The organism is Solwaraspora sp. WMMA2065 (assembly GCF_030345075.1).
Classification (GTDB): Bacteria; Actinomycetota; Actinomycetes; order Mycobacteriales; family Micromonosporaceae; genus Micromonospora_E.
Map to the genome: position 1 here is coordinate 4,553,163 of NZ_CP128361.1, position 20,847 is coordinate 4,574,009.

General features: G+C 71.9%; 20 protein-coding genes. 14 read left to right on the forward strand and 6 right to left on the reverse strand.

Going from position 1 to position 20,847, the window contains the following annotated elements; genetic code table 11:
- Window positions 1–47: 47 nt before the first annotated feature.
- The 3 genes from O7610_RS20710 to O7610_RS20720 all read right to left on the reverse strand — a co-directional run bounded on the left by O7610_RS20710 (window position 48) and on the right by O7610_RS20720 (window position 2,015).
- The gene (locus O7610_RS20710; protein WP_289211618.1) at window positions 48–347 is read right to left on the reverse strand and encodes a helix-turn-helix domain-containing protein; all 300 of its coding nucleotides are present in this window, start codon (window positions 345–347) and stop codon (window positions 48–50) included.
- Window positions 348–715: 368 nt separating this feature from the next.
- Window positions 716–1,492: a hypothetical protein gene (locus O7610_RS20715; protein WP_502959116.1), complete on the reverse strand. Its 777-nt coding sequence runs from the start codon at window positions 1,490–1,492 to the stop codon at window positions 716–718.
- Window positions 1,470–2,015, reverse strand: coding sequence for a DNA cytosine methyltransferase (locus O7610_RS20720; RefSeq protein ID WP_289211620.1), 546 nt, complete (start codon window positions 2,013–2,015; stop codon window positions 1,470–1,472). The genes O7610_RS20715 and O7610_RS20720 overlap by 23 nt, the downstream gene beginning before the upstream one ends.
- Before the next feature lie 85 nt (window positions 2,016–2,100).
- Between O7610_RS20720 and O7610_RS20725 the strand changes: the two genes are divergently transcribed.
- On the forward strand, window positions 2,101–2,616 hold the full coding sequence (locus O7610_RS20725) for a DUF2199 domain-containing protein (RefSeq protein WP_289211621.1): 516 nt from the start codon (window positions 2,101–2,103) through the stop codon (window positions 2,614–2,616).
- A gap of 101 nt (window positions 2,617–2,717) precedes the next feature.
- Here the strand turns inward: O7610_RS20725 and O7610_RS20730 are convergent, their stop codons facing one another.
- Complete coding sequence (locus tag O7610_RS20730; protein ID WP_289211622.1) at window positions 2,718–3,704, reverse strand: TRM11 family SAM-dependent methyltransferase; 987 nt, start codon at window positions 3,702–3,704, stop codon at window positions 2,718–2,720.
- Window positions 3,697–4,587: a hypothetical protein gene (locus O7610_RS20735; protein WP_289211623.1), complete on the reverse strand. Its 891-nt coding sequence runs from the start codon at window positions 4,585–4,587 to the stop codon at window positions 3,697–3,699. Before O7610_RS20735 ends, O7610_RS20730 begins: the two co-directional genes overlap by 8 nt.
- A 772-nt stretch (window positions 4,588–5,359) precedes the next feature.
- On the opposite strand from O7610_RS20735, the gene O7610_RS20740 reads away from it, so the two are divergent.
- From O7610_RS20740 to O7610_RS20770, 7 genes are all read left to right on the forward strand, one after another.
- Window positions 5,360–6,214 (forward strand): hypothetical protein, encoded by an 855-nt coding sequence (locus tag O7610_RS20740; RefSeq protein WP_289211624.1) that lies wholly within the window; start codon window positions 5,360–5,362, stop codon window positions 6,212–6,214.
- 512 nt (window positions 6,215–6,726) lie between these two features.
- Window positions 6,727–7,107 carry a pilin gene (locus O7610_RS20745; protein ID WP_289211625.1) on the forward strand — a complete coding sequence of 127 codons (381 nt, stop codon included), beginning with the start codon at window positions 6,727–6,729 and terminating at the stop codon, window positions 7,105–7,107.
- A gap of 35 nt (window positions 7,108–7,142) precedes the next feature.
- A complete protein-coding gene (locus O7610_RS20750) occupies window positions 7,143–8,021 on the forward strand; it encodes a TrbL/VirB6 family protein (protein WP_289213653.1) in 879 nt (292 codons plus the stop codon).
- On the forward strand, window positions 8,018–8,986 hold the full coding sequence (locus O7610_RS20755; RefSeq protein WP_502959041.1) for a PrgI family protein: 969 nt from the start codon (window positions 8,018–8,020) through the stop codon (window positions 8,984–8,986). Before O7610_RS20750 ends, O7610_RS20755 begins: the two co-directional genes overlap by 4 nt.
- Entirely contained in the window at window positions 8,983–10,770 is a 1,788-nt protein-coding gene (locus O7610_RS20760) for a VirB4 family type IV secretion system protein (RefSeq protein ID WP_289211626.1), read from the forward strand. The genes O7610_RS20755 and O7610_RS20760 overlap by 4 nt, the downstream gene beginning before the upstream one ends.
- Window positions 10,767–13,289, forward strand: coding sequence for a type IV secretory system conjugative DNA transfer family protein (locus O7610_RS20765; protein WP_502959042.1), 2,523 nt, complete (start codon window positions 10,767–10,769; stop codon window positions 13,287–13,289). Before O7610_RS20760 ends, O7610_RS20765 begins: the two co-directional genes overlap by 4 nt.
- Window positions 13,290–13,496: 207 nt before the next feature.
- Entirely contained in the window at window positions 13,497–14,372 is an 876-nt protein-coding gene (locus O7610_RS20770) for a replication-relaxation family protein (RefSeq protein ID WP_289211627.1), read from the forward strand.
- An 890-nt stretch (window positions 14,373–15,262) separates the two neighbouring features.
- Here the strand turns inward: O7610_RS20770 and O7610_RS20775 are convergent.
- Window positions 15,263–15,808 (reverse strand): DUF4240 domain-containing protein, encoded by a 546-nt coding sequence (locus tag O7610_RS20775; protein ID WP_289211628.1) that lies wholly within the window; start codon window positions 15,806–15,808, stop codon window positions 15,263–15,265.
- Window positions 15,809–16,115: 307 nt separating this feature from the next.
- Here O7610_RS20775 and O7610_RS20780 point away from each other — a divergent pair, with 307 nt between their 5' ends.
- From O7610_RS20780 to O7610_RS20805, 6 genes are all read left to right on the forward strand, one after another.
- Window positions 16,116–16,844 carry a PDDEXK-like family protein gene (locus O7610_RS20780; RefSeq protein ID WP_289211629.1) on the forward strand — a complete coding sequence of 243 codons (729 nt, stop codon included), beginning with the start codon at window positions 16,116–16,118 and terminating at the stop codon, window positions 16,842–16,844.
- Window positions 16,845–16,868: 24 nt separating this feature from the next.
- Window positions 16,869–17,701, forward strand: a protein-coding gene (locus tag O7610_RS20785; RefSeq protein ID WP_289211630.1) for an IS5 family transposase whose coding sequence is annotated in 2 segments (ribosomal slippage) — window positions 16,869–17,205 and window positions 17,205–17,701 — 834 coding nt in all. Because the reading frame shifts where the segments join, the coding sequence is not laid out codon by codon here.
- A 133-nt stretch (window positions 17,702–17,834) separates the two neighbouring features.
- Window positions 17,835–18,113 carry a hypothetical protein gene (locus tag O7610_RS20790; RefSeq protein WP_289211631.1) on the forward strand — a complete coding sequence of 93 codons (279 nt, stop codon included), beginning with the start codon at window positions 17,835–17,837 and terminating at the stop codon, window positions 18,111–18,113.
- A gap of 849 nt (window positions 18,114–18,962) precedes the next feature.
- Window positions 18,963–19,706, forward strand: a complete 744-nt coding sequence (locus O7610_RS20795; protein ID WP_289211632.1) for a hypothetical protein — start codon at window positions 18,963–18,965, stop codon at window positions 19,704–19,706.
- The gene (locus O7610_RS20800) at window positions 19,706–20,134 is read left to right on the forward strand and encodes a hypothetical protein (protein ID WP_289211633.1); all 429 of its coding nucleotides are present in this window, start codon (window positions 19,706–19,708) and stop codon (window positions 20,132–20,134) included. The genes O7610_RS20795 and O7610_RS20800 overlap by 1 nt, the downstream gene beginning before the upstream one ends.
- Before the next feature lie 253 nt (window positions 20,135–20,387).
- The gene (locus O7610_RS20805; RefSeq protein ID WP_289211634.1) at window positions 20,388–20,753 is read left to right on the forward strand and encodes a hypothetical protein; all 366 of its coding nucleotides are present in this window, start codon (window positions 20,388–20,390) and stop codon (window positions 20,751–20,753) included.
- The last annotated feature ends 94 nt before the right edge of the window (window positions 20,754–20,847 follow it).

Below are 20,847 nucleotides of genomic sequence, written 5' to 3' on the forward strand. Positions count from 1 at the left end.
GCTGCGGATTTCGTACGGGGTGATCGACGCGTGCGTCGGCGAGCAGGTCAAGTCGCCGGTGGCGGGTCGGGCGGCTGCTCGTCGGCGACGGGTAGGTGCAGGGCGTGGAGGATCGCCGCGACCGGTATCCGGTAGCGGCTGCCGAAGCGCAGCACGGCGACCGGGAACTGGCCGCGTTTGGCGAGTTCGTAGGCGGCGGCGCGGGACAGGCCGAAGATCCGCGCCGCGGTGGTGATGTCGGTGACCGGGCCGAGGGCGCGAATACGGTCGGCAGTCCAGACGGTGTCGTCGGGCTGCTCGCTGTCCGGGCCGGGGCGGTCGGCGAAGTGGTGGTCGGAGCTGGTCATGGCAGGGGTGGTCCTTCCGGGAGACGTGAGGTGGAGGGAATCCACCGGCCACAGAGGGAGGCCGGCGGGCCGCAGCGGGTCAGCGCGCCTGGATAGTCAGGGGCGGATACGCGGGCCTGGAAGGCCAGATCGGCGGCGGAACAGTCCTTGGCGTCGCCCAGGTGTCGCTCGGCCGGTCCACGCCTGCGGTACCGGTGGCCGTCGGGTGGGGACGGTTTTGTCGAATGGGTGGTGGTGGGCCCGCCACCGTGGTGGTGGCGGGCCCTCTGCGGGTGGGTTGGGTCATGGTGAGGTGGTGGGGCGTGGGAAGCGGGCGTCACCGAGACGCGGCCCTGGTCGGAGCCGGGGCGCCGGTTCGGGCGGTGTGGTCAGGGAGTCCGACTTGGCGAGTCGGGTGCGGCCCACCGGTGTGGGCACAGCAGCAGCCGCAGCGCGGCGGCCGCTTGTTGGGGGACGACGCCGTTGCCGAGGACCCGCAGCGCGCCGGTGCGGGGTATCGCGAGGCTCGGGTCGGTGACGTGGCCGTCGTTGAGGCCCATGAGCCATTCGACGAACGGCGGGGCCAGGACGGGTTTGTCATGTCGGCCGGGTTGGGTGGGTTCGGGGACGCGGCGGCCGAGCAGCTGTTCCCAGCGGGCCACCGCTGTCGCGTAGGCACCCCACCGGTCGGTGTCGGGCTGGCCCAGCCCGGCGACGGTGGTGCGCAGGTCGGCGCCGCCGTCGCCGTGTCGGCCCGGTCCCCGTGCGTCGGAGGCGCGGGGGGTGGGCAGGGTCCGGTCCGGCACCCGTACGGCCGCCGACGGCAGGGTGAGGTCGCCGCGTGATCCGCGCTGCCCCGGGCTGCCCTTGGCGCCGTCGGAGGCGCGTGGGGTGGGGAGCAGTATCTGTGACAGCGGTGGCCGCCACCCGGTCCCGGCCCGCCGGCCCGGGGTGCCGGTGTCGCTGGCCCTCGGCGTCGGCAGCAGCCGCGGGGCGGCGCCGGACTGTCGGTCGTTCCCGGCCTGCGGGGACACGTCCGGCCCATGTGGTGTCGTGTGCGGAGTCGGTGGGAGGTGGTGGTGGCGGGTGCCGGTCGGCTCGACCAGGTCGGGTAGTCCGTACTGGTGGCCGGGGCCTTTGCCGTCACGGGCGCACGGGGTGGGCAGTGTCGGTGCCTCCTCGTTCGGTGGGTGTGGCCAGCAGGAACAGGCGGTCTCGGCGGTGGGGTGCGCCGATGTCGGACGCGCGTAGGCATAGCCAGCGCGTGTCGTACCCGATCTCGGCCAGGTCGGCGTGGACGACGTCGAGCCCTCGGCGCAGGAGGGCGGCGACGTTCTCCACGAAGACGAGCCGTGGTCGTAGTACGCGAACGGCTTCGGCGATGGTTGTCCACAGGCCGCTGTGGATACCGGTGATGCCGGCGCGTCGGCCGGCGTTGGAGATGTCCTGGCAGGGGAAGCCGGCGGTGACGATGTCGACTGGTGCGACGGTGCTCCAGTCGATGGTGCGGATGTCGCCGAGGTTCGGCACGTCGGGCCAGTGGCGGTTAAGGACGGTGCTGGCGTGGCGGTCGGTATCGGCGTACCAGGTGAGGCGGCCGCCGAGCACCAGCTCGACGGCCAGGTCGAGGCCGCCGTAGCCGGTGCACAGCGAGCCGATCCGCGCGGCGGCGGGAGGATCAACGGCCACCCCACCTCCCGGCACCGCCGGTACCGGCCCGGTTCCGGCGTGTGGTGTCGGCGGCTGGCTGCCGCGTAGGCGGTACCGTCGCGCCGTGACCGACCAGACGACGAGTTACACGTGCCGCCACTGCGGCCAGCGCCACGACGGGCCGCCGTTGTCCTACGGCAGCGACGCGCCCGCCTACTGGAGCGACACCCTCGCCGCCGACGACCACAGCGGCCTCACCGACGAGCAGTGCGTCATCCAGGGACAGCACTTCTTCGTCCGCGCGCGCATCGTCATCCCGGTCACCGACGCTGACACCGACTTCGACTGGGGTGTCTGGGTGTCGCTGAGCCAGGCCAACTTCGACCGGATGAACGAGGTATGGACCACGCCCGGGCGGGAACGGGAGCCGTCCTACTTCGGCTGGCTGTCCACGGAGATCCCGATCTACCAGCCGACGACGGTGAACCTGAAGACCCGGGTCCGCACCCAGCCGGTGGGACACCGGCCACTGGTCGAGCTCGAACCCACCGCGCACCCGCTCGCCGTGGAACAACGCAGCGGGATCACCCTGGCCCGGGTACGGCAGATCGCCGAGGAACTGCTCCACGCCCAGCCCTGAGAACACGGCGGTCTCCCCGGCGGCAGACCGCAGTGGACGTCGCCGGTCGGACACATCGCTGCCACCGGGCCACGGGGAACGGTGGAGGTGGGTGGGTGCGGTCACGCCACCACCCCGTTCCCCGGATCCCGATGCGCGTGCTTGGGTTCGCGGGAACTTCCGGACCTTAGTGGCTTGGCCAGGACGAGGACGTCCTCGTGGGCGATCAGGTGCATCGGCACCCCGGCCTGGCGGGCCTTACGCACGGCGGAGAGTTGGAAGAACGACGGGCGGGCGATCAGCCGCCCGCCGCGGACGGCGGCGAGCAGCGCCACGCACCGCTCGACCGGGACGAGCCCGGCGGCGACGCCGGCGCCGATGACCGCCGACGGCAGGTCGACCAGTTCGCCGCGTTTGCGCCACGGCCGGGCGGTGACCACGACGATCCCGCCGGGCTTGAGCAGGGTGGCGCAGCCGGCGAGGATCTCGGTGAAGCCGTCGGCCAGGCCGGGCAGGTCCCGGTAGGCGAGGTTGCCCTTGTCGGTGCCGTCGTTGTAGGTGTTGTCGGACTTGTGCACGCCGGCGCCGGCCTGCGGGCGGACCAGGCCGTGCACGGTCGGCCCGTACGGCGGCGAGGTCACGACGAGGGACACCTGTCCGGCCAGCGCGGCCGGCAACAGGCTGGTGATGCGGGTGGCGTCACCACGCACGACCGACGCCCGCCCGGTCGCGCCCTGTCGGTGGGCGTGGACGACGTTGGCGTCGGCGATGTCGCTCCACCTGCTTTCGTACTCGACGCCGACGGCGTCCCGGCCGAGGTGGACGGCTTCGACGAGGGTGGTGCCGATGCCGCACATCGGGTCGAGCACGAGGTCGCCGGGTCGGGTGTAGGAGCGGACGGCGTGGGCGGCGATCGCGGGCAGCATCCGGGCGGGGTGTGTGACCGACTGGGGCACATAGCGGCCGCGTCGTTGGACCGGGCCGGTCGACTGGGCGGTCGCCCACACCGACAGGCCCTGCGGCCACACCGCCGGCCTCTGGCCCCGACCCTGGCCCTGCCCCGGGTCCCGGCCGGCGTCGTCGCCGGTGTTGGGGGTGGGTTCAGGCACGCCGCTCACCGCCCCGCTGGGTGGTGAAGACGAGCAGGTCGGCGTGGACCTTGACGTGGAGGACGAACTCCTGTCCGGCGGTGGCGCGGGCCAGGGACAGCAGTTCCTCGTCGGTGGCGTGGTAGGTGAACCGGTCGCCGTCGGTGTCGGCGGCGACCGCGACGATGTGCTGCAGGTAGCCGAGCCCCGCGCTGGTGGCGGCGTCGACGACGGGGGTGAAGTCCTGCGGGGCGGCGGTGACGCCGGCGGGGGCGGCGGTGACGCCGGCGGGGGCGCCGGCGACGAGGACCAGGCAGCCGCCGGGGCGCAGCAGTCGGCCGCAGGCGGTGAGCAGTCCGCCCAGCCGGGCCAGGTTCGCGGTGTCGTCGCGGGTGTGCAGGGGCCAGGTGGCGACGACGAGACTCGTACGCGGTTGCGGGTTATCGTCGCCTGGCGGGGTGGTCGGGTCGTCGCCGGGTAGCGGGGCGGGGTCGGTGAGGTCGTCGCCGAACCACACCCCCTCCTCACCGGACCCGTCCAGGTCAGGACCGCCCGGGTCCGGCCGGTGATCGGATGGCGGAGCCGGTGGTGGTGTCGGTGGGCCGACGGTCAGCCTCGCCGGCCCCGTGAACCGGGCCGGCAGGTGCGGGCGTCCACCACGCCGGCAGGCCGTGGTCAGCGCGTGGGTGTCGGTGAGGTCGACGACGGCGTCGCCGGGCCGGCTGTAGGCGGCGACGAGCCGGTACGCCAGCCGGCGGGTGATGGTCGTGTTCTGGTCGTCGCCGCTGCGGGCGGTGCGCCAGACGGTGATCGGCACCGGCGGGTCACCGGCGACCACATCGATCGGAGGGACGTTCGGGTTGCCGCCCGGGTGGGCGGGCTGCGGCGTGGAGTGCTCGCTCATGTGGTGTCGGCTCCGCGCCGCGCCGTGATGCGCTGACATCCCCCGAACCGGCGCGTGTGGGCTGTGGCGAACATCCGCCGCGCTCACAGGCGCTCACAGGCGTCGACCAGATTGTCTCGGTCGTCGGCGTCGGTCGTGCCGTGGCCCGTGCCCGGGGTGTCGCGGCTCTCCGGGGACGTGCTGCGGCGGTCCGGCCGGTCGGCCCTGGGTCGCGGCCGGCGTTGCCGCGGATGCCGGGGCGGCCCTGCCTGCTGTGCCCGGCGACGGGCGGGGGTGGGCGGGCGTTGTCAGCGGGTCGGGGCGTGTGCGGTGGACCAGGCTTTTCCGGCAGGGGTGAGCTGCTGTCAGGGCGGTGCTGGTTCTGTCAGCGGGGGTCGTGTCAGCGGGTGGCAGAGGACCGGCTGCTGTCACCGGCGGGGCGGCCGCTGACAGCGGCGGGGTGACAGAGGACTGTGAGCGGGTCGTCGTGTCACAGGGCGTGGACGACCGGGGTTGGCGCGTGACGCGGGTCGCGGACCGCGGCGGGGTGGCAGCGGGCCGTGGTCGGTGTTTCTGTCAGCGTGTCACAGGGCAGGTCAGGCCTCGGGTGACAGTGCGGCGCCGCCGCCTGGGCCGTGGATGTGGGGGTGGCCGGGGACGGCTGTCCGGGCGGTGGCCGGGGCGGCGCTGTCAGTGGTGTGTGAGCCCGTTGTGGCGGAATCGGTGGCGCCGTTCGCCGCGGCGTGACCCGGCGGACGGCACCAGGTTCCGTTTCTGTCAGGGGGGTGTTGACATGAGTGTGTCCGACACGGGTTGGCCGACGTCGGCTCTTGACGCGGCGGGGGCCGCGTTCGCGGCGTTGACGTGTGAGCCGGATCCGCCGCTGGTTCTCGACTGCGCGGCGTTCGCCGCTGACACGGGTCTGCCGGGGCGGGTGATGCCGCTGTCCGAGGTGCGGGACTGGCTGTTGCGGCGCCCGCGTGCCTACACGGCGCGGGATGAGGTGTGGCGGGAGGTGGTCCGTCGGGCCCGGCTCGACGGGCCGCACTGGGTGGTGGGTGCGGTCGGGATGGCGTTGCCGGCGTTGCGGCGGTACGCCGCCGCGCTGTGCCGGGGCTACGACGGGGATCCGGCGGATGTGGACGCGGAGATCCTGACCGGGTTCCTGGCCGCGGTGCGCGACCGGGTGGACGTGGCCGGGCCGGCGCCGTACGCGGGCCTGGTCAGGGCGGCGTGGCGGGCGGGGCGGGATCTGCGGTTGCGGCAACGCGGGTACGTGCCGGTGGAGGACATCGACCAGGTGGTTCCGGGTCCGCGGGCGCCGCGGGTGCCCTACGGGCATCCGGACCTGCTGGTACGGCGGGCGGTGATCCTCGGCGTCGTCGACGCCCGGGACGAGCAGGCCTACATCGATGTGCGGCTCGGCCGCCGGGCGGTCGAGCCGATCGCGGCCGGGATGGGGGTCAGCGTGGACGCGCTGCGGATGCGGCTGACGCGGATCGACGGGCGCCTCGCCGAGGCGTTGGCGGACGGGCTGCTGAGCGGGGTGGCGTCGCCGGAGACGATGGCTCGGCTGCGTCGTCGTGGTCGACGCCGGCCCGGTCGTGGCCCGGTCGGGCGGCGCGGCACCGCCGAGGCGGCCGCCTGATTCCTCGTCTGCCGGCGGTGTGACGGCCGCGTCCGATGCGATGTCGCGTCGGGCGCGGCCGTCTTCCGTGTTCGGACGAGGCCGGACCCTCGTGGCGGGGTGTCCAGGCGGGTCGGGTCGGAACGGGTCGGCCGGGGGCCGTGTGGCACCGGCCTTGGCAGCCTGCGGTCGTCGGTGTGAGGGGCCTGCGAGCGCGGCGGGTGTTCGCCGGGGCTCACAGCGGCCGGTTCGGGGGTGTGGGACCACTTGGGCCGTTACCGGCCGCCGGTCCCGCCCGCCGCCGGGCAGTTGTGAGCGGAGCGGACGCGATCCCGTGTGCCTCGGGTGCCGCGCCACCGATGCGCTGACACCACATCGATGACCGTGACCCACCCCGTGAGGGAGGACGAGCTCCTCCCCGGGGCCCACGGTTCGCCTGCTCCGTTCATCCGCGCCCGGCGGCGGTCCTGTCCCGACCGCTGTCGAGTCGCCACGCCCCCCTTGTTGTGGGGGCGTGGCGGGAGGTGACCACGATGTCCCGCAACCCACATCACATTCCACGAGCCCGACTGTTCCGCCGCCGCGCGCTGCGCGTGGCCGTGCCGCTGGCCGCTGTCGGTCTCGCTCTCGCCGTTCCCGCCGCCGCCCACGCCGACGCGGGCGGCGCCGTCCTGCTGGCGGCGAACTCGCTGCCGGTGGTGATCGCCAACCTGAGGAACTGGATCATGGGGATCCTCGCCGCGGTCGCCACCCTGTTCCTGGTCCTGGCCGGCGTGTACTGGGCCACCGCGGGCGGTGACCCGTCGCAGGTCGAGCGGGCCAAGTTCGCCTTCCGCAACGCGTTGCTCGGTTACGGCCTGGCGGTGCTCGCCCCGGTCCTGCTGCAGGTCGTCCGAGGCGTCGTCGGGGGCTGAGCGCGGTGTTGCTGACAGGTCCCGTCTTCGACGCGATGATCGCGTGGTTGACCGAGGCGGTCCTGGCCTGCGTCGTCGCGGTCTTCGACGTCATCACCGGGGTGCTGCTGACCACACCGCAGGTCACCGCGATGCCGCAGGTGCGGGCCCTCACCGGCCGGTCGGTGTGGATCGTCGACTCGGTCTTCCTGATGGCGTTCGTCGCCGCCGGTGTCCTGATCATGGCCGCCGGCGGCGGCGGCGAACAGTCCCGGTACACGGTCAAGGACCTGCTGCCCCGGCTGGTCGTCGGGTTCACCGCCGCGCACTTCTCCCAGCTCGTCTGCGCCCAGCTGATCGACCTCGGTAACGCGGTGACCGGGGCGGTCAGCGACGGCGCCTACGACGGCGACGGGGCGCTCACCGCGATCCACACCCACCTCACCGCCGCCGCCGCGAACCACACCGTTCCGCTGCTGTTCCTGATCCTGGCCGCGGTCATCGCCGTGCTGGCCGCGGCGGCCGCAGTCCAGATGATCGGCCGGTTCGTGGCGCTGATGGTGATGACCGCCGTCGCGCCGCTGGCCCTGGCCTGCCACGCCCTGCCGCAGACCGACCCGGTGGCCCGCCTGTGGTGGCGTTCCTACACCGGCTGCCTGACGATCCCCGTCGCGCAGGCGTTCCTGCTCACCGCGGGCGAGCAGATCCTGCTCGACCCGGCGGCGGCGCTGCCCGTGCCGGTCGACCCGGGCGGCACCGTCAACCTGCTCGTCGTGGTGGTGCTGCTGTGGACCACCGTCAAGATCCCCGGGCTGATGGCCCGCTGGGCCGGCCAGAGCCGACGCGGCATGACCACCCTCGGCGCGGTCGTCGTGGTCCAGCAGCTCGCCCGCGCCGTTCCCGGCCTGAACACCCTCCGAAGGAGTATCCGATGACCCGACCCGATCCCGACGAGCCGACCGTCACGGCGCGGATGCCCGCCGACGTCGACGCCCCCGACAAGGTCGCCTACGGGCTGACGTTCCACCAACTGGCGATCGTCGCCGCCGCCGCGTTGATCTTCTACTGCCTGTGGCAGGCGCTGCACGACACCGTCGCGGCCCCCGTCCTCGTCGCCGCCGGGGTGCTGATCGGCGGGCTCGCCGCCGGGGTGGCGCTCGGCCGCCGCGACGGCCTGCCGCTGGACGTGTGGCTGGCGCACGCGGTCCGCCACACCCGCGCCCCCCGGTCGCTGTCCACCGCATCCACCGGCGACGGCGCCGTCCCGGACTGGGTCGACGTCCCCCGGTCCCGGCGGCTGCCGCTACCGGCGCCGCTGCGGCTGCCCGCCGACGCCATCGACGACGACGGGCAGATCAGCCTCGGCGGCGCCCGGGCGACGATCGTCGGCACCGCCACCGTCAATCTGGCGCTGCGCACCCCCGGCGAGCAGGCGGCGTTGATCGACGGCTGGGGGCGGTGGCTCAACAGCCTCTCCGCCCCCGTCCAGATCGTCGTGTCCGCCCAGCCGGTCGACCTCGCCTCCCACAGCCGGGCCCTCGCCGCCGCCGCGCACACCCAGCCACACCCGCGGCTGACGGCGGCGTGCGCCGACCACGCCGCGTTCCTCGCCGACCTCGCCGTCCGCCGCGACCCGCTGCGCCGTCAGATCCTGGTCGTCAACCGCACCGCCGGCGCGGAAGCCGGCCCCCACGCCGCGCGGCGCCGCGCCGACGACACCGTCCGCGCGTTGTCCGGCCTCGGGGTGACCCCCCGCGTCCTGGACGGCGCGGCCGTCACCGCCGCCCTCACCGCCGCCGCGGACCCCTACCGGCCGCCCCGGCCCGGCGGGCTGGCCGCGCCCGACACCGTGATCACCACCGCCCCCACACCCGCCAGCCGCAACCCGAGGACATCATGACGATCATCCGCAACCGCCGCCGCACGGACGGCGGCCCCACCGGCGCGGCCGCGGTGGCGTCGACGGTCGCCCCCGCCGCCGTCGAGGTCACACCCCGCTGGCTGCGCGTCGGCGACGGCTACACCGCCACCCTGGCGGTGACCGGCTACCCGGCCGAGGTCGGCCCCGCCTGGCTGGAACCGCTGCTGTCCTGGCCCGGCCGGCTCGACCTCGCCCTGCACATCGAACCGCTGCCCGCGCCGGTCGCCGCCGCCCGGCTGCGCACCCAGCAGGCCCGTTTCGAATCGTCCCGACGGGTCGACGCCGACCGCGGCAAACTCGCCGACCCCTACACCGACGCCGCCGCGGCAGCCGCCGCCGACCTCGCCGACCGGCTCGCCCGCGGCGCCGCGAAACTGTTCCGCGTCGGCCTGTACCTCACCGTCCACGCCCGTAGCGAAACCGAACTCGCCACCGCCTGCGCCCAGGTCCGCGCGGCCGCCGCGTCCACCCTCATCGACGTACAACCCGCGACCTGGCGGCATCTCGCCGGCTGGACCACCACCCTGCCCCTGGCCTACGACGGGCTGCGGATGCCACGCACCATGGACACCGCCGCGCTGGCCGCCGCGTTCCCCCTGTCCAGCCCCGACCTTCCCGCCCCGCTGCCCGGCGCACCGGCCACCACCGGCGGTGTCCTCTACGGCGTCAACCCCGCCAGCGCCGGCATCGTCTGGTGGGACCGGTGGACCCAGGAGAACCACAACTCGATCATCCTGGCCCGCTCCGGCGCCGGGAAGTCGTACTTCGTCAAACTGGAAATCCTGCGCAGCCTCTACCAGGGCGTCCAGGTCGCCGTCGTCGACCCCGAGGACGAGTACCCGCGCCTCGCCGACGCCGTCGGCGGCAGCACCGTCCGGCTCGGCCGGCCCGGCGTCAAGATCAACCCCCTGGACCTGCCCGCCGGTGACCACCGCCCCGACACCCTGACCCGCCGGGGACTGTTCCTCCACACTCTCATCTCGGTCCTCGTCGGCCACCAGCCGCCACCCGCCGAACGGGCCGCCCTCGACCGGGCCATCATCGCCGTCTACCGACAGGCCGGCATCACCGCCGACCCGGCCACCCACCACCGGCCCGCGCCGCTGCTACGCGACCTCACACAGACACTCCACGCCGACGCCGACCCCGCCGCCACCAACCTGGCCGCCCGACTCGCCCCCTGGGTACACGGCAGCTTCGCCGACCTGTTCGACGGACCCACCACCCACACCCCGGACGGGCACCTCGTCGTCTGGTCACTGCGGCACCTGCCCGACGAACTACGCACCGTCGGCACCCTGCTCGCCCTCGACTCGATCTGGCGCGCCGTCGACACCCCGAAACACCCGGCACGGCGGCTCGTGGTGGTCGACGAGGCATGGCTGCTGATGCGCGACGGCGAAGGCGCCCGGTTCCTGTTCCGCATGTCGAAAGCAGCCCGCAAACGCCACGCCGGGCTGACCGTCATCACCCAGGACGCCGCCGACCTCCTCGGCACCGACCTCGGCCAAGCCGTCGTCGCCAACGCCGCCACCCAGGTACTGCTCCGCCAGGCCCCACAGGCCATCGACGCCGTCGGCGACGCGTTCGGCCTCACCGCGGGCGAACGACGGCTGCTGCTGTCCGCCCACCGCGGCCACGGCCTGCTCATCAGCGGCACCAACCGGACCGCGTTCGACGCCGTCTCCAGCGACACCGAACACGCCCTCGCGACCACCGACCCGACCGAACTGGCCGACCCCGACGAGGAGGACACCCTGTGACACCACCCACCGCCGCCCTCCCAGCGGCACCCGCCACCACGCCGCCACCGGCGCCCGACCCCACGTTCGGGCCCGGCTTCGGTGTCATCGCGCCGCCCACCGGACCCACCACGGCCCTGGTCGACGCCGCCGGCTGGGCCGCACAGCGGCCGTGGCTCGCCGGCGTCGCCGCCGCGCTGCTGGCCATCTGGGCCGCCGGCCGCAACCTGACGGAGGTTTGGCGGCACCGCCACCACGCCGACGGCGCGCGGCTGATCACGATCGCGCCGCCACCCGAGGTCGACCCGCACCACGCAGCCGCGTTGTGGGCGAACATGGCCGGCGTGCTGACCCCGTCACGGCGACGCCGCCTGCTCCACGGCACCCCGCACGTCGTGTGGCAGTACACCTGGTCCGGCCGGCAACTGCTCATCTCCATCTGGGTACCCGGCACCGTCCCGCCCGGCGCGGTCGAAGCGGCAGTACGAGCCGCATGGCCCAACTCGGCCACCACCACCGACGACGATCCGCCACCACCGATCCCCCTCGACGCGCGACCCGCCACCGGGGGACACCTGCTGCCGGTGCACGCGGAATGGCTACCACTGGCCACCGACCACGACACCGACCCACTGCGCCCACTGATGTCCGCCGGCGCCCAGCTCAAACCCGGCGAGTACGCCTGCGTGCAGATCCTCGCCCGCCCCGCCACACCCCAGCGGGCGGCACGGGCCCGCCGCGCCGCCGGACGGCTACGCGCCGGAAAAACCGCCGTACCCGCGCTCAACCCCGCCGCCCCGCTGCTGTGGCTACTCGACACGTTCCTCCCCGGCGGCGGTGGCAGTGGCCGCACCGCGGTGCCGACCGCCCGACGGGACCCCACCATCGACCGCGACGTCCGGGCGATCCTCGACAAAACCGCACACCCGCTGTGGCAGACCGCAATCCGGTACGCCGTCGCCACCACCAGCCGCCGCCCCGCCGCCAACCCACTTGGCCGGCTACGCGGCATCGCCGACACCCTCGCCTCCGCGTACGCCGTCCACACCGGCCGCAACCGGCTCACCCACCGGACCCGGATGCCCACGCCGGTGGTCGTCCTCGCCGCCCGCCGCCTCGGCCCCGGGTTCCTCACCTCCACCCCGGAACTCGCCGCCCTCGCCGCCCTACCCCGGGACCTGGCCGTACCCGGCCTGGACCGGGCCCGGGCCGCAGCCGTCCCGGCACCGGTCGCCGTCCCCGGCGGCGGACGGGGGGTGAAGATCCTCGGCGACGCCGAGATCGGCGGCCACCGCGTCGGCCTGTCGGTCCCCGACGCGAGATACCACACCCACGTCATCGGCTCCACCGGCTCCGGCAAGACCACCCTGCTGGTCAACATGGCCCTCGACGACATCAAAGCCGGCCGGGGCACCATCGTCATCGACCCGCACGGCGACCTCGTCCTCGACATCCTCGACCGCATCCCCGCCACCGTCGCCGACCGCGTCGTCCTGTTCGACCCCGACCAGCCCAACCCTCCGACGCTGAACCCCCTCGAAGGAGACGACCCCGACCTCGTCGTCGACAACCTGGTATCGATCTTCGGGAACATCTTCGCCAAGGCGTGGGGCCCGAGGATGGACGACGTCATGCGGGTCGCCTGTCTCACCCTGCTGCGGCACAACAACGTCACCCTGCAGCACATCCCACCACTGCTCAACAGCCCCCAGTTCCGGTCCGCGATGACCGTCGACCTCGACGACCCGGCCGGGCTGAGCGGCTTCTGGCAGTGGTACGACAGCCTCAACGACAGCCTCCGCTCACAGGTCATCGGACCGGTCCTCGCCCGCCTCCGCGCCTTCCTGCTCCGCGACTTCGTCAAACGCACCATGCGATACCCGAAGTCGAGCTTCGACATCGGCACGGTCCTCGACGGCGGGGTTCTGCTGGTCCGAATTCCCAAGGGCACGCTCGGCGAGGACACCAGCCGGCTGCTCGGCTCCCTCGTTCTCGCGCAGGTGTGGCAGGCCGCCACCGCCCGCGCCGCGATCGAACCGGACCGGCGCCGCGACGCCACCCTGATCATCGACGAAGCGCAGAACTTCCTGACCTTGGCGAACTCGTTGGACACGATGCTCGCCGAAGCACGCAAATACCGTCTCTCGTTGACTCTGGCCCACCAGGACCTCGCCCAGTTCCCCCGCGACCTGCTCGCCGCCGCCTCCGCCAACGCCCGCAACAAGATCTACTTCACCGTCGCCCCCGAGGACGCGAAGATCCTGTCCCGGCACACCATGCCCGAACTGGGCGAACACGACCTCGCCCACCTCGACGCCTACACCGCCGCCGCCCGACTCGTCGTCAACGGCCGCCACACCCCCGCGTTCACCATGCGCACCCGCCCACCACGACCGCCGGTCGGCGAAGCCACCGCCATCCGACAGGCAGCCGCCACCCGGGTACCCGCCCAGGACACCAGCGCCATCGACGACCTCGTCGAACGACTCAGCCGCAAACCCGCCGACCGGCGAACCCGCCCGAAAAGCGACCACGCCTGAAAAGGCTGTCAGCCCCGTGACGTCACCCGGGCCGCGCACCGGCCCGTCACCCGGCCCGTCACCAGTGACCGCCGGACACCAGCCGCACAGTGCTGACCTGCGCCGTCAGTGCCGCACACGCCCCTGACAGCCCCTCCGCACCGCCCCCGCCCCAGCCAGACACCCCTCCCGATCGGGAGGGAACCCCTTCCTGCCCAGGAGCAACCCGTGTACTCCCGTGTTCCCTCCGCCTCCAGCAAACCCGATCCGCTCGCCGTCTACGGCCGTATCGTCCCCCGCGACCACGCCCTACTCGCCCTGCTCGCCGAGCACTACCTGCTGTCCACCGACCAGATCACCACCGCGTTCTTCCACAGCCGCCGCACCGCCCAACGCCGGCTCACCATCCTGCACCGCCTCGACGTACTCCACCGCTTCGGCCGCAGCCACCACACCGGCCGGTACGGATCCCTGCTCTACACCCTCGGCCCCGTCGGCCTGCAACTACACCCCACCACCTACCACGACCCGACAGACACCAACCGCAAACCACCCCGCAGCTCCCTCGAACGCGCCAAACGGATCGCCGCAAGCGGCCAACTCAACCACCTACTCGGCGTCAACCAGTTCTTCACCGACCTGATCGCCACCGCCCGCCGCGACACCCACACCCACCTCGCGCGCTGGTGGTCCGAACAACACGCCACCACCGTCTACGCCCAGGCCGGCATCCGCCCCGACGGACACGGCATCTGGACAACCGCAGACACCTCCACCGGCTTCTGGCTCGAGCACGACAACGACACCGAGAACCTGGCCCGCGTCGTGGCCAAACTCCGCGGCTACGAACGCCTCACCACCTTCGGACCCCGCTACCCCGTCCTGTTCTGGGTACCCAGCCGACGCCGCGAAACCAGCCTCCTCAACGTCCTCACCGGACTACACACCGCCACCCCGATCGCCACCGCCGTCCACAGCCCCGACCCCGCCGGCCGGATCTGGACACTCACCTCCGACCCCGACCACCGCCGCCACCTACACCAACTCCCCAGCGACCACGGCCCCGACACCGTCACCAACCCGCAACGCTTCGACGCCAGGTAGAGGGCCCAACTGTCGGCGAGCAGGGGACTGCGTACCGATCTGCTGAGAACAGCGCACCTGACCGCGGGCTTCGCGGCGCTGGGCGTGCACGAAGCGCTGGTGCACACTCATGACATCACCGGAGGGGCTTGGCATCCGCTGGCACCCGCCAAGATCACTCTGCAGCGCCGTGCTCACCAGGCTGTTTCCCCCACGCTCCCGGAGATCCGGTCCAGGTGCTTCTCTGGTACACGGGGCGCGTGGACCTCTCCGGCCGTCCTCGACCCCCTCCTGGGTCTTGAAGCGGCGGTCGAGTAGGCCACTGCCCGCAGATCGTCATTCGTGCCGCCGGTCGGGCGTACCGCCGGCTGGTCAGGTCATCAGCCCTTCCTGATCGTCGCGGATGTCACCGCTGGCGCGGATGGCGTCGAGGATACTTAAATTTACAGACGCCTATCTATATGCTGGGAGGGTGTGCCCGTAGGTCGCTGACGTTGTTGGCCCGATGAGTGCCGTGCGCGCCGTCTGGGACGGGCTATCCAGGGGACACGGTGCCCGCTGTGGGCGTACGAGTCAGTGTGTGTGAACGTGAAGGCCAACTACGCCAAGGCACTGGAATCGATCACCGAGGCGATCAGCCTCTACGAGCCGCTCGTAAGCCAGCTGCCGCAGATGTTCGCCGGACAGCTGTTTTTCGGCCTATCGAACCCTGGCGGACGTACTCGACGGTCTTGGCCGCAACGAGGAGGCCACCAAGTTGCGCCAGCAACTCGACGAGGCAACCGATGGCGAAGCAGGAACGCGATGACGGTTGAGCCCAGAGAGACCCCCCGGCCCAGTCGCAGCGCGCACGACCACGCATTCCCCTTTGGCGACAGACGCACGCATCTGCCGCAGCGTGCGCACTGGGGTCAGCTGGTGGCGCGTTCCCACGGACGGTCGATCCACGGGTTCTTGTCGAGGTAGGTCGTGAGCCTGGGAAACCGCCGCCGGGTACTGGTCTCGTCGGTCAGCTCGGCCGGAGTTCCGACGAGTTCGTCGGGTCCGGAAGGCCCATCGATACCGAAGGGAGCCCCGGTCGCCGCGATGTGTGCCTCGAGTGGGAGGCCGCAGAACCAGTCGATCCGGGCGTTGCGCCGGTCGGGAGCCAACTCGACAAGGCTGTCAGGGTCGTCCTGGACGCGCTGCATGGTTCGCCGCCCGTGCGACATGATCCAGTCCTGCACGGCGAGGAAGTCGTCATCGTCGAAGGTACCTAGCAGCAGCGTCGCGGCGTCCCGGATCGGCCACTGGTAGAGCTCGTCCTGTGCCTGGAACCAGCGTGCCTCAAACTGTTCAATCTCGTTCGGAGTCAACGTGTGAAGGCGACGGAGGAGCGCCTGGGCGACACGTTCGGTGTCACTGCCTGCCTCAGCGCGGGCACCTTCGACGATGTGCCAGAAGACCGCCCGCTCCACTGCCAGACCGTACCAAGTCGATTCGCCCCCTGACGTGCGCCGACGCGAGCGGCCACGCGAGGCTTACCGGTAGATCCCGGCGTGAATCGAGATCAAGCGTACGGATCTGCCGCATGATGCACACGCCGGCCGTCGAGTCGCGGTGACAGAGGGTAGTCAACCGGCAATCGATGAAAGTCTCACGGGGCACGCCGTGAGCGCCATCAGCGCGTGAGTGAGATTCCGAGCTGAGACGCTCAAGACCCGCCTCGGCCGCAAGCGCGTCTTCGCGCTTGACGCAAGCCGGCTGCCGGGCAAAGGTGACTGCATGAACCTGCCGGTGATCAAGTTCGCGTTACCGTTCGGTTCGGAAGTCCGGTGGTCGGACATGTTGGCCGTACTGGTCTCTTCCGATCCCCTACCGCTGGTCGACATGCTCGACGCTGGACCGGTCGCCAAGGTCGATGTTGAACGGGAAGCTGCGGTCGATCCGTCGAACCGCCCCGACATCATCGTGAACGCGGACGGCCGGCGCCTGGCCGTCATCGAGATCAAGGTCCTCGCTGGACTCGGCCCTCAGCAGCTCGACGGGTACGCGCGCGCCGTCCCAGATGCCGGCGCCTATCTGGTGGTGTTCCCGCAGCGTCTGATGATCGACCTTGCCGCCGATCGCCGCTGGCAAGGCGTCAGCTGGGAGACCCTGCTGGACAAGTATCGATCCAGCCAGAACGAATGGGTCGCCACCTGCGCCGCAGCCTGGCTGGAGCACCTGGACCGGTCACTGCCCAAGGTTAACGCCTCCACCGTGTGGGACGACCTGGTCGACGGCGAAGACTTCGTCATCGCCATGCGCGCGCGGATGTCCTGGGTGTACGGACAGATCGCGCCGCCCCCACCGGTGCGGCACGATCTGGTCTCCTCCGCCGCCGGGACCAGCTGGGTCACCCGCCTGTACGCCGACGCGAAGGCCCCCGGCTACCGGGTCATCGCGGAAGTCGAGGAATACCTGCCGGTCCGAGAGTTTCCTAAGACCGCATCTCATTTGGGGTTGCTGTAGCGCTGGGTGATTCGTTGGGTCGGTATGGGTGATGTGGAGAAGTACTGCCCGGACTCGTTGTGGCACCTCGCGCAGCCGTTGCTGCCCGAGCATCCGAAACGCCATCAGGGCGGCGGCCGGCGACGCATCGACGACCGGACCGCGCTGGCGGCGATCCTGTACGTCCTGGACTCCGGCTGCGCCTGGGACGAACTACCGGAGTCGTTCCCGATCTCGTCGAAGACCGCGCACCGCCGGTTCACCGAGTGGGTCGCTCAGGGAGTCATGGCCGCGTTCCACCAGGCGACCCTCGACGTACTCGGCGCCGCCGGCCGCGTGGACTGGTCACGGGCCAGCATCGACGCCATGCACGTACGGGCGGTAAAAGGGGGGACCTGACCGGACCCAGCCCAGTGGACCGAGGCAAGCCAGGCTCCAAGATCCACGCGGTCAGCGACCGCAACGGTATCCCGCTGCACGCCGACATCTCCGCCGCGAACGTCAACGACCAACAGTTCCTCGAGGAGATGGTCGACGCCATCACACCGGTGCGTCAGCCGGTCGGCCGGCCTCGCCGACGGCCCGTGAAGCCGCACGCGGACAAGGGCTACGACTACCGCCACTGCCGGGACACCCTCGCCCGACGGGGCATCAGGGCACGCATCGCCCGCAAGGGCATCGAGTCCTCGAGACGGCTCGGCCGCCACCGCTACGTTGTCGAACGCTGTCTGGAGTGGATCACCCGGTTCCGGCGCCTCGCCCGCCGCTACGAACGCAAGGCTTCCCACTTCCTCGGATTCGTACAGCTCGCCTGCGCTGTCATCTGCTACCGCCGAGCAGCCCGTCTCAACCTGTTGACCAGCGACAACCCCAAATGAGATGCGGTCTAAGCACGCCGGCCCGGGGCAACGCCAACCCCGCGGGCCATCGATCAGAGTCTGCCTACTCCAGCACAGCGTTAAGACTTCCGCCGGCTTCGACTGGGACTACCTGCTGAGAATGTGGCCGCTCATGCGCCAGGCACCGCTGGACTGGGTGACCAACCCCGCCCAACCGAAGGCCTCCCACGACCGCGCCGGTCACCAAAGCCTCGTCGCTGCCGGCGCACCTCCCTACCTCGGCACCGGTTTCGGCGACGCACAGGCCAAGATGTCAAATACCTGCATGTTCGGACTTCGCGCACAACTGCCGGCAGCCATCACCCTGGGCGAGGTCGCTACGAAGATGCAGGCCCTGGCCCAGCTCATACGGAAACTGGCCGCCGTCGAGCCCCTGCAACAGGCGAGCTGACTCGACGGCAGCGGTTCTCATCCGGCCGTCGATACCGTGCCTGCGGCCTCGGCCGGTTGCCGTCCATGAAGCCCGAAGCGTCTGCCTTCCTAGACCGCTACCGTGGGCAGACGCGCGTCCATACCGAGTCCGACCCGTGTGTCTTCCTCCGCTGGTGCACCAACCAAGACCTGGTCCCGCTCGCCGCGACGCGGGTCGACATCGAGCGGGACGTGCGCTGGCTGCAAGATGTACGCCGGTACCAGCCCTCGACAGTCTCCCGCCGGCTGTCCGTCGTGGTCGGAGCTTGACGGACGTCGGACGATCTCCGAGCTGGCCGACGCTGTCGAGTATTTGGTCAGGAAGCATTGATCTGCCGTGAACCGGGCGTTGGCCGGCCGCCTGCCAGGTAACTGAAGGTAGGCGCTTTCCCCCGATCCGAGGACGCCGTCGCCCGTCCGCGTCTGCCCTCGGTGACATCCTCTGTGAGGGTCGCCGGCTCTTACAGCGTAGGCGTCGACGACGGCCCCACTGATCTGGTACGGGCTCACAGCGCAGGTCAGCGCCGGTTTTCGGTGGTCGGCTCGTGGGGCCGGGCTGACAGCGGGGGCCTTTACCGTTCACGGCGCCAACAACACCTCATCAGCTCCACCCCGGTCCGGTCCCGCCTCGGAACCACCGCCGCACCTGTCCGGTGCGCACGTCCACCCGCCCCGCTCGGGGCCGGTCGACGCCCGCGCCGCGCGGCGACCCGCAGGCCGCACCTGACCACCCCGCACCACCGCTGTCCCCGCAGACCGACCCCGCACACCTGATGGGTCGGTTGTCCCCGCGCGCTGTGACGCGCCCGTTCGTGAAGGAGATGGTTCCATGCCCAAGACCCCGCGTGAGGGTGCCCGCACCCCGGCGGTCGCGCCGAAAGCGACGATCCGCGCCATGGTCCTCTGTGTTCCGGCCGAGCTGCCCCGTGAGTCGCTGACCGCGCACCAGCTCGATCGCACCTTCGGTGTCCAGGGAACCCTGGCGCCCCGTTTCTGGGCGTCCCCCGCCCTGCGGCGGTGGCAGCGCCGGCGGATGATCAGCTTGCGTAAGGGCCGTCCGGCGTGCTGCGCCGGCGGGCCGGTGAGACTGCTCGACCTGGACGGCATGCGGCACGCCGCCGCCATGGGGGCGGGCATCCGTCACCAGCTGTTCACTCAGGTCGTGCACGGCACCCGCGCCGCCATCCCGTGGCCCGTATACGAGTCCCGGCACCTGACGGACCCGGCGACGTACCCGTGGGAGACGGCGGTCGCGGACTTCAACAACCAGCCCCGGGTCAACGCGATCCGGATGCACAACGCCGCCAGCTACGGCGCGGGGCAGATCGCTCTCGGCGAGCTGGAGATGTACCAGGCCGGTCACATGGCCTACCGGCATCACAGCGCGTTGGCGGCGATCGCCGGTGACGCGCTGATCACCGCTGAAGGGGCCAAGCTGGCCGCTGCCAGCGACGCGATGGCCGACCGGGTGACCTATCTCGAACAGGCCCACCGCGTGTTCGCCGCCATCGACCCGGACCAGCGGCTGCTCGCGGTCGCGGTCTGGCCGGGGGTGGGGAAGGAGACAGTCTGATGGGTCGCGTCGTGTTCCTGCTCGACGAGGTCGAGCGGCTCGCCGGCGCCTGTGTCCGCGCCCGACGCCGCGAGGCGTCTTCTCCGGTGCCTCCGGCGCTGCGGATCATGCACGACGAGTTCGGCCGGGTCTACCTGACCGGCGACCGCGTCGACGCGGGCGAGCACCAGCGTCTGTGGCCGGTCACCCTCGGCCTGACGGGGTGGCGGCCGGTGTCGGTGCGGGCCGGCGATTTCGCCGGCAGACGACACCAGCGGCTGCGGTGCGGCAGCCTCGGTGAGATCCCGCTGCGGGAGCCGCAGAGCCAGCTGCTCCACCACGTCCGGGCCGGCATCGACGCCGCCTGGTGCGCCTTCGTCGTCGACCACCACTGCGACGCCGGCATCGTCGCCGGTGTCGGCCGTGGACGCTTCTGCCTCCCGCGGTGATCCCGGCGGGACACCCACGCGGGTCCCATTTCGCCGCCCGGAGGACACGCGCTGCCGGCCGGTTTGACGCCACCCCTGCCGGACCGCCCCTGAGCGGGGGCGTCGACCGCGGCTACCCGCCCGCTCTGGCGGCCGTTCCCTTTCCTCCTTTGCCGGGTCAGCCCGGCGGCCTGACCGCGCCGCCCGGGCCCTGCCCTGCCGAACCACCCGTGGCGGCGACGCCGCCCACCCCTGTCTGGAAGGACACCGCGACATGGTTCACGTACCCGGTGACGCCGACCCGTTTGGCGCACATGTTCCACACAGCTCCCGCCCGACCTCGGCCGGCATGACAGTGGTCGACCGGACCTTCGGTGAGCACGGGCAAGGCTACGAGGTCACCGAGATCCGCCGGACCGGTGGAGGACTCCTCCTGCGGGTCCGTATCCACCGCGACGCCTACCCGCAGCAGAGCCACGCCCTCGTCGAGGTCTTCACCCCGGCGATGACCTGGACCCGGTTGACGCACGAACCGGTGTCGGCGTGGCACGACACCACCCCGTCCAGCAGCAGCAGCGCGATGCCGCTGACCGACCTCGCCGAGCGGCTCTTCCGACGGGCCGCCGCGATCCTCGGGTAGGCCTGCCCGCCGCAGAAGCCACACCCCGCCCCTGCCTCGCCGGGCCGGTCCGGGGACGGCAGCCGTCACCGTCCAGGGCCACCTGCGATGGCTC

Coding starts and splice junctions, on each gene's coding strand:
- O7610_RS20710 (WP_289211618.1), bottom strand. CDS start 347: ATGACCAGCTCCGACCACCACTTCGCCGACCGCCCCGGCCCGGACAGC.
- O7610_RS20735 (WP_289211623.1), bottom strand. CDS start 4,587: ATGAGCGAGCACTCCACGCCGCAGCCCGCCCACCCGGGCGGCAACCCG.
- O7610_RS20740 (WP_289211624.1), top strand. CDS start 5,360: ATGAGTGTGTCCGACACGGGTTGGCCGACGTCGGCTCTTGACGCGGCG.
- O7610_RS20745 (WP_289211625.1), top strand. CDS start 6,727: ATGTCCCGCAACCCACATCACATTCCACGAGCCCGACTGTTCCGCCGC.
- O7610_RS20750 (WP_289213653.1), top strand. CDS start 7,143: ATGATCGCGTGGTTGACCGAGGCGGTCCTGGCCTGCGTCGTCGCGGTC.
- O7610_RS20755 (WP_502959041.1), top strand. CDS start 8,018: ATGACCCGACCCGATCCCGACGAGCCGACCGTCACGGCGCGGATGCCC.
- O7610_RS20760 (WP_289211626.1), top strand. CDS start 8,983: ATGACGATCATCCGCAACCGCCGCCGCACGGACGGCGGCCCCACCGGC.
- O7610_RS20780 (WP_289211629.1), top strand. CDS start 16,116: ATGAACCTGCCGGTGATCAAGTTCGCGTTACCGTTCGGTTCGGAAGTC.
- O7610_RS20790 (WP_289211631.1), top strand. CDS start 17,835: ATGCGCCAGGCACCGCTGGACTGGGTGACCAACCCCGCCCAACCGAAG.
- O7610_RS20795 (WP_289211632.1), top strand. CDS start 18,963: ATGCCCAAGACCCCGCGTGAGGGTGCCCGCACCCCGGCGGTCGCGCCG.
- O7610_RS20800 (WP_289211633.1), top strand. CDS start 19,706: ATGGGTCGCGTCGTGTTCCTGCTCGACGAGGTCGAGCGGCTCGCCGGC.
- O7610_RS20805 (WP_289211634.1), top strand. CDS start 20,388: ATGGTTCACGTACCCGGTGACGCCGACCCGTTTGGCGCACATGTTCCA.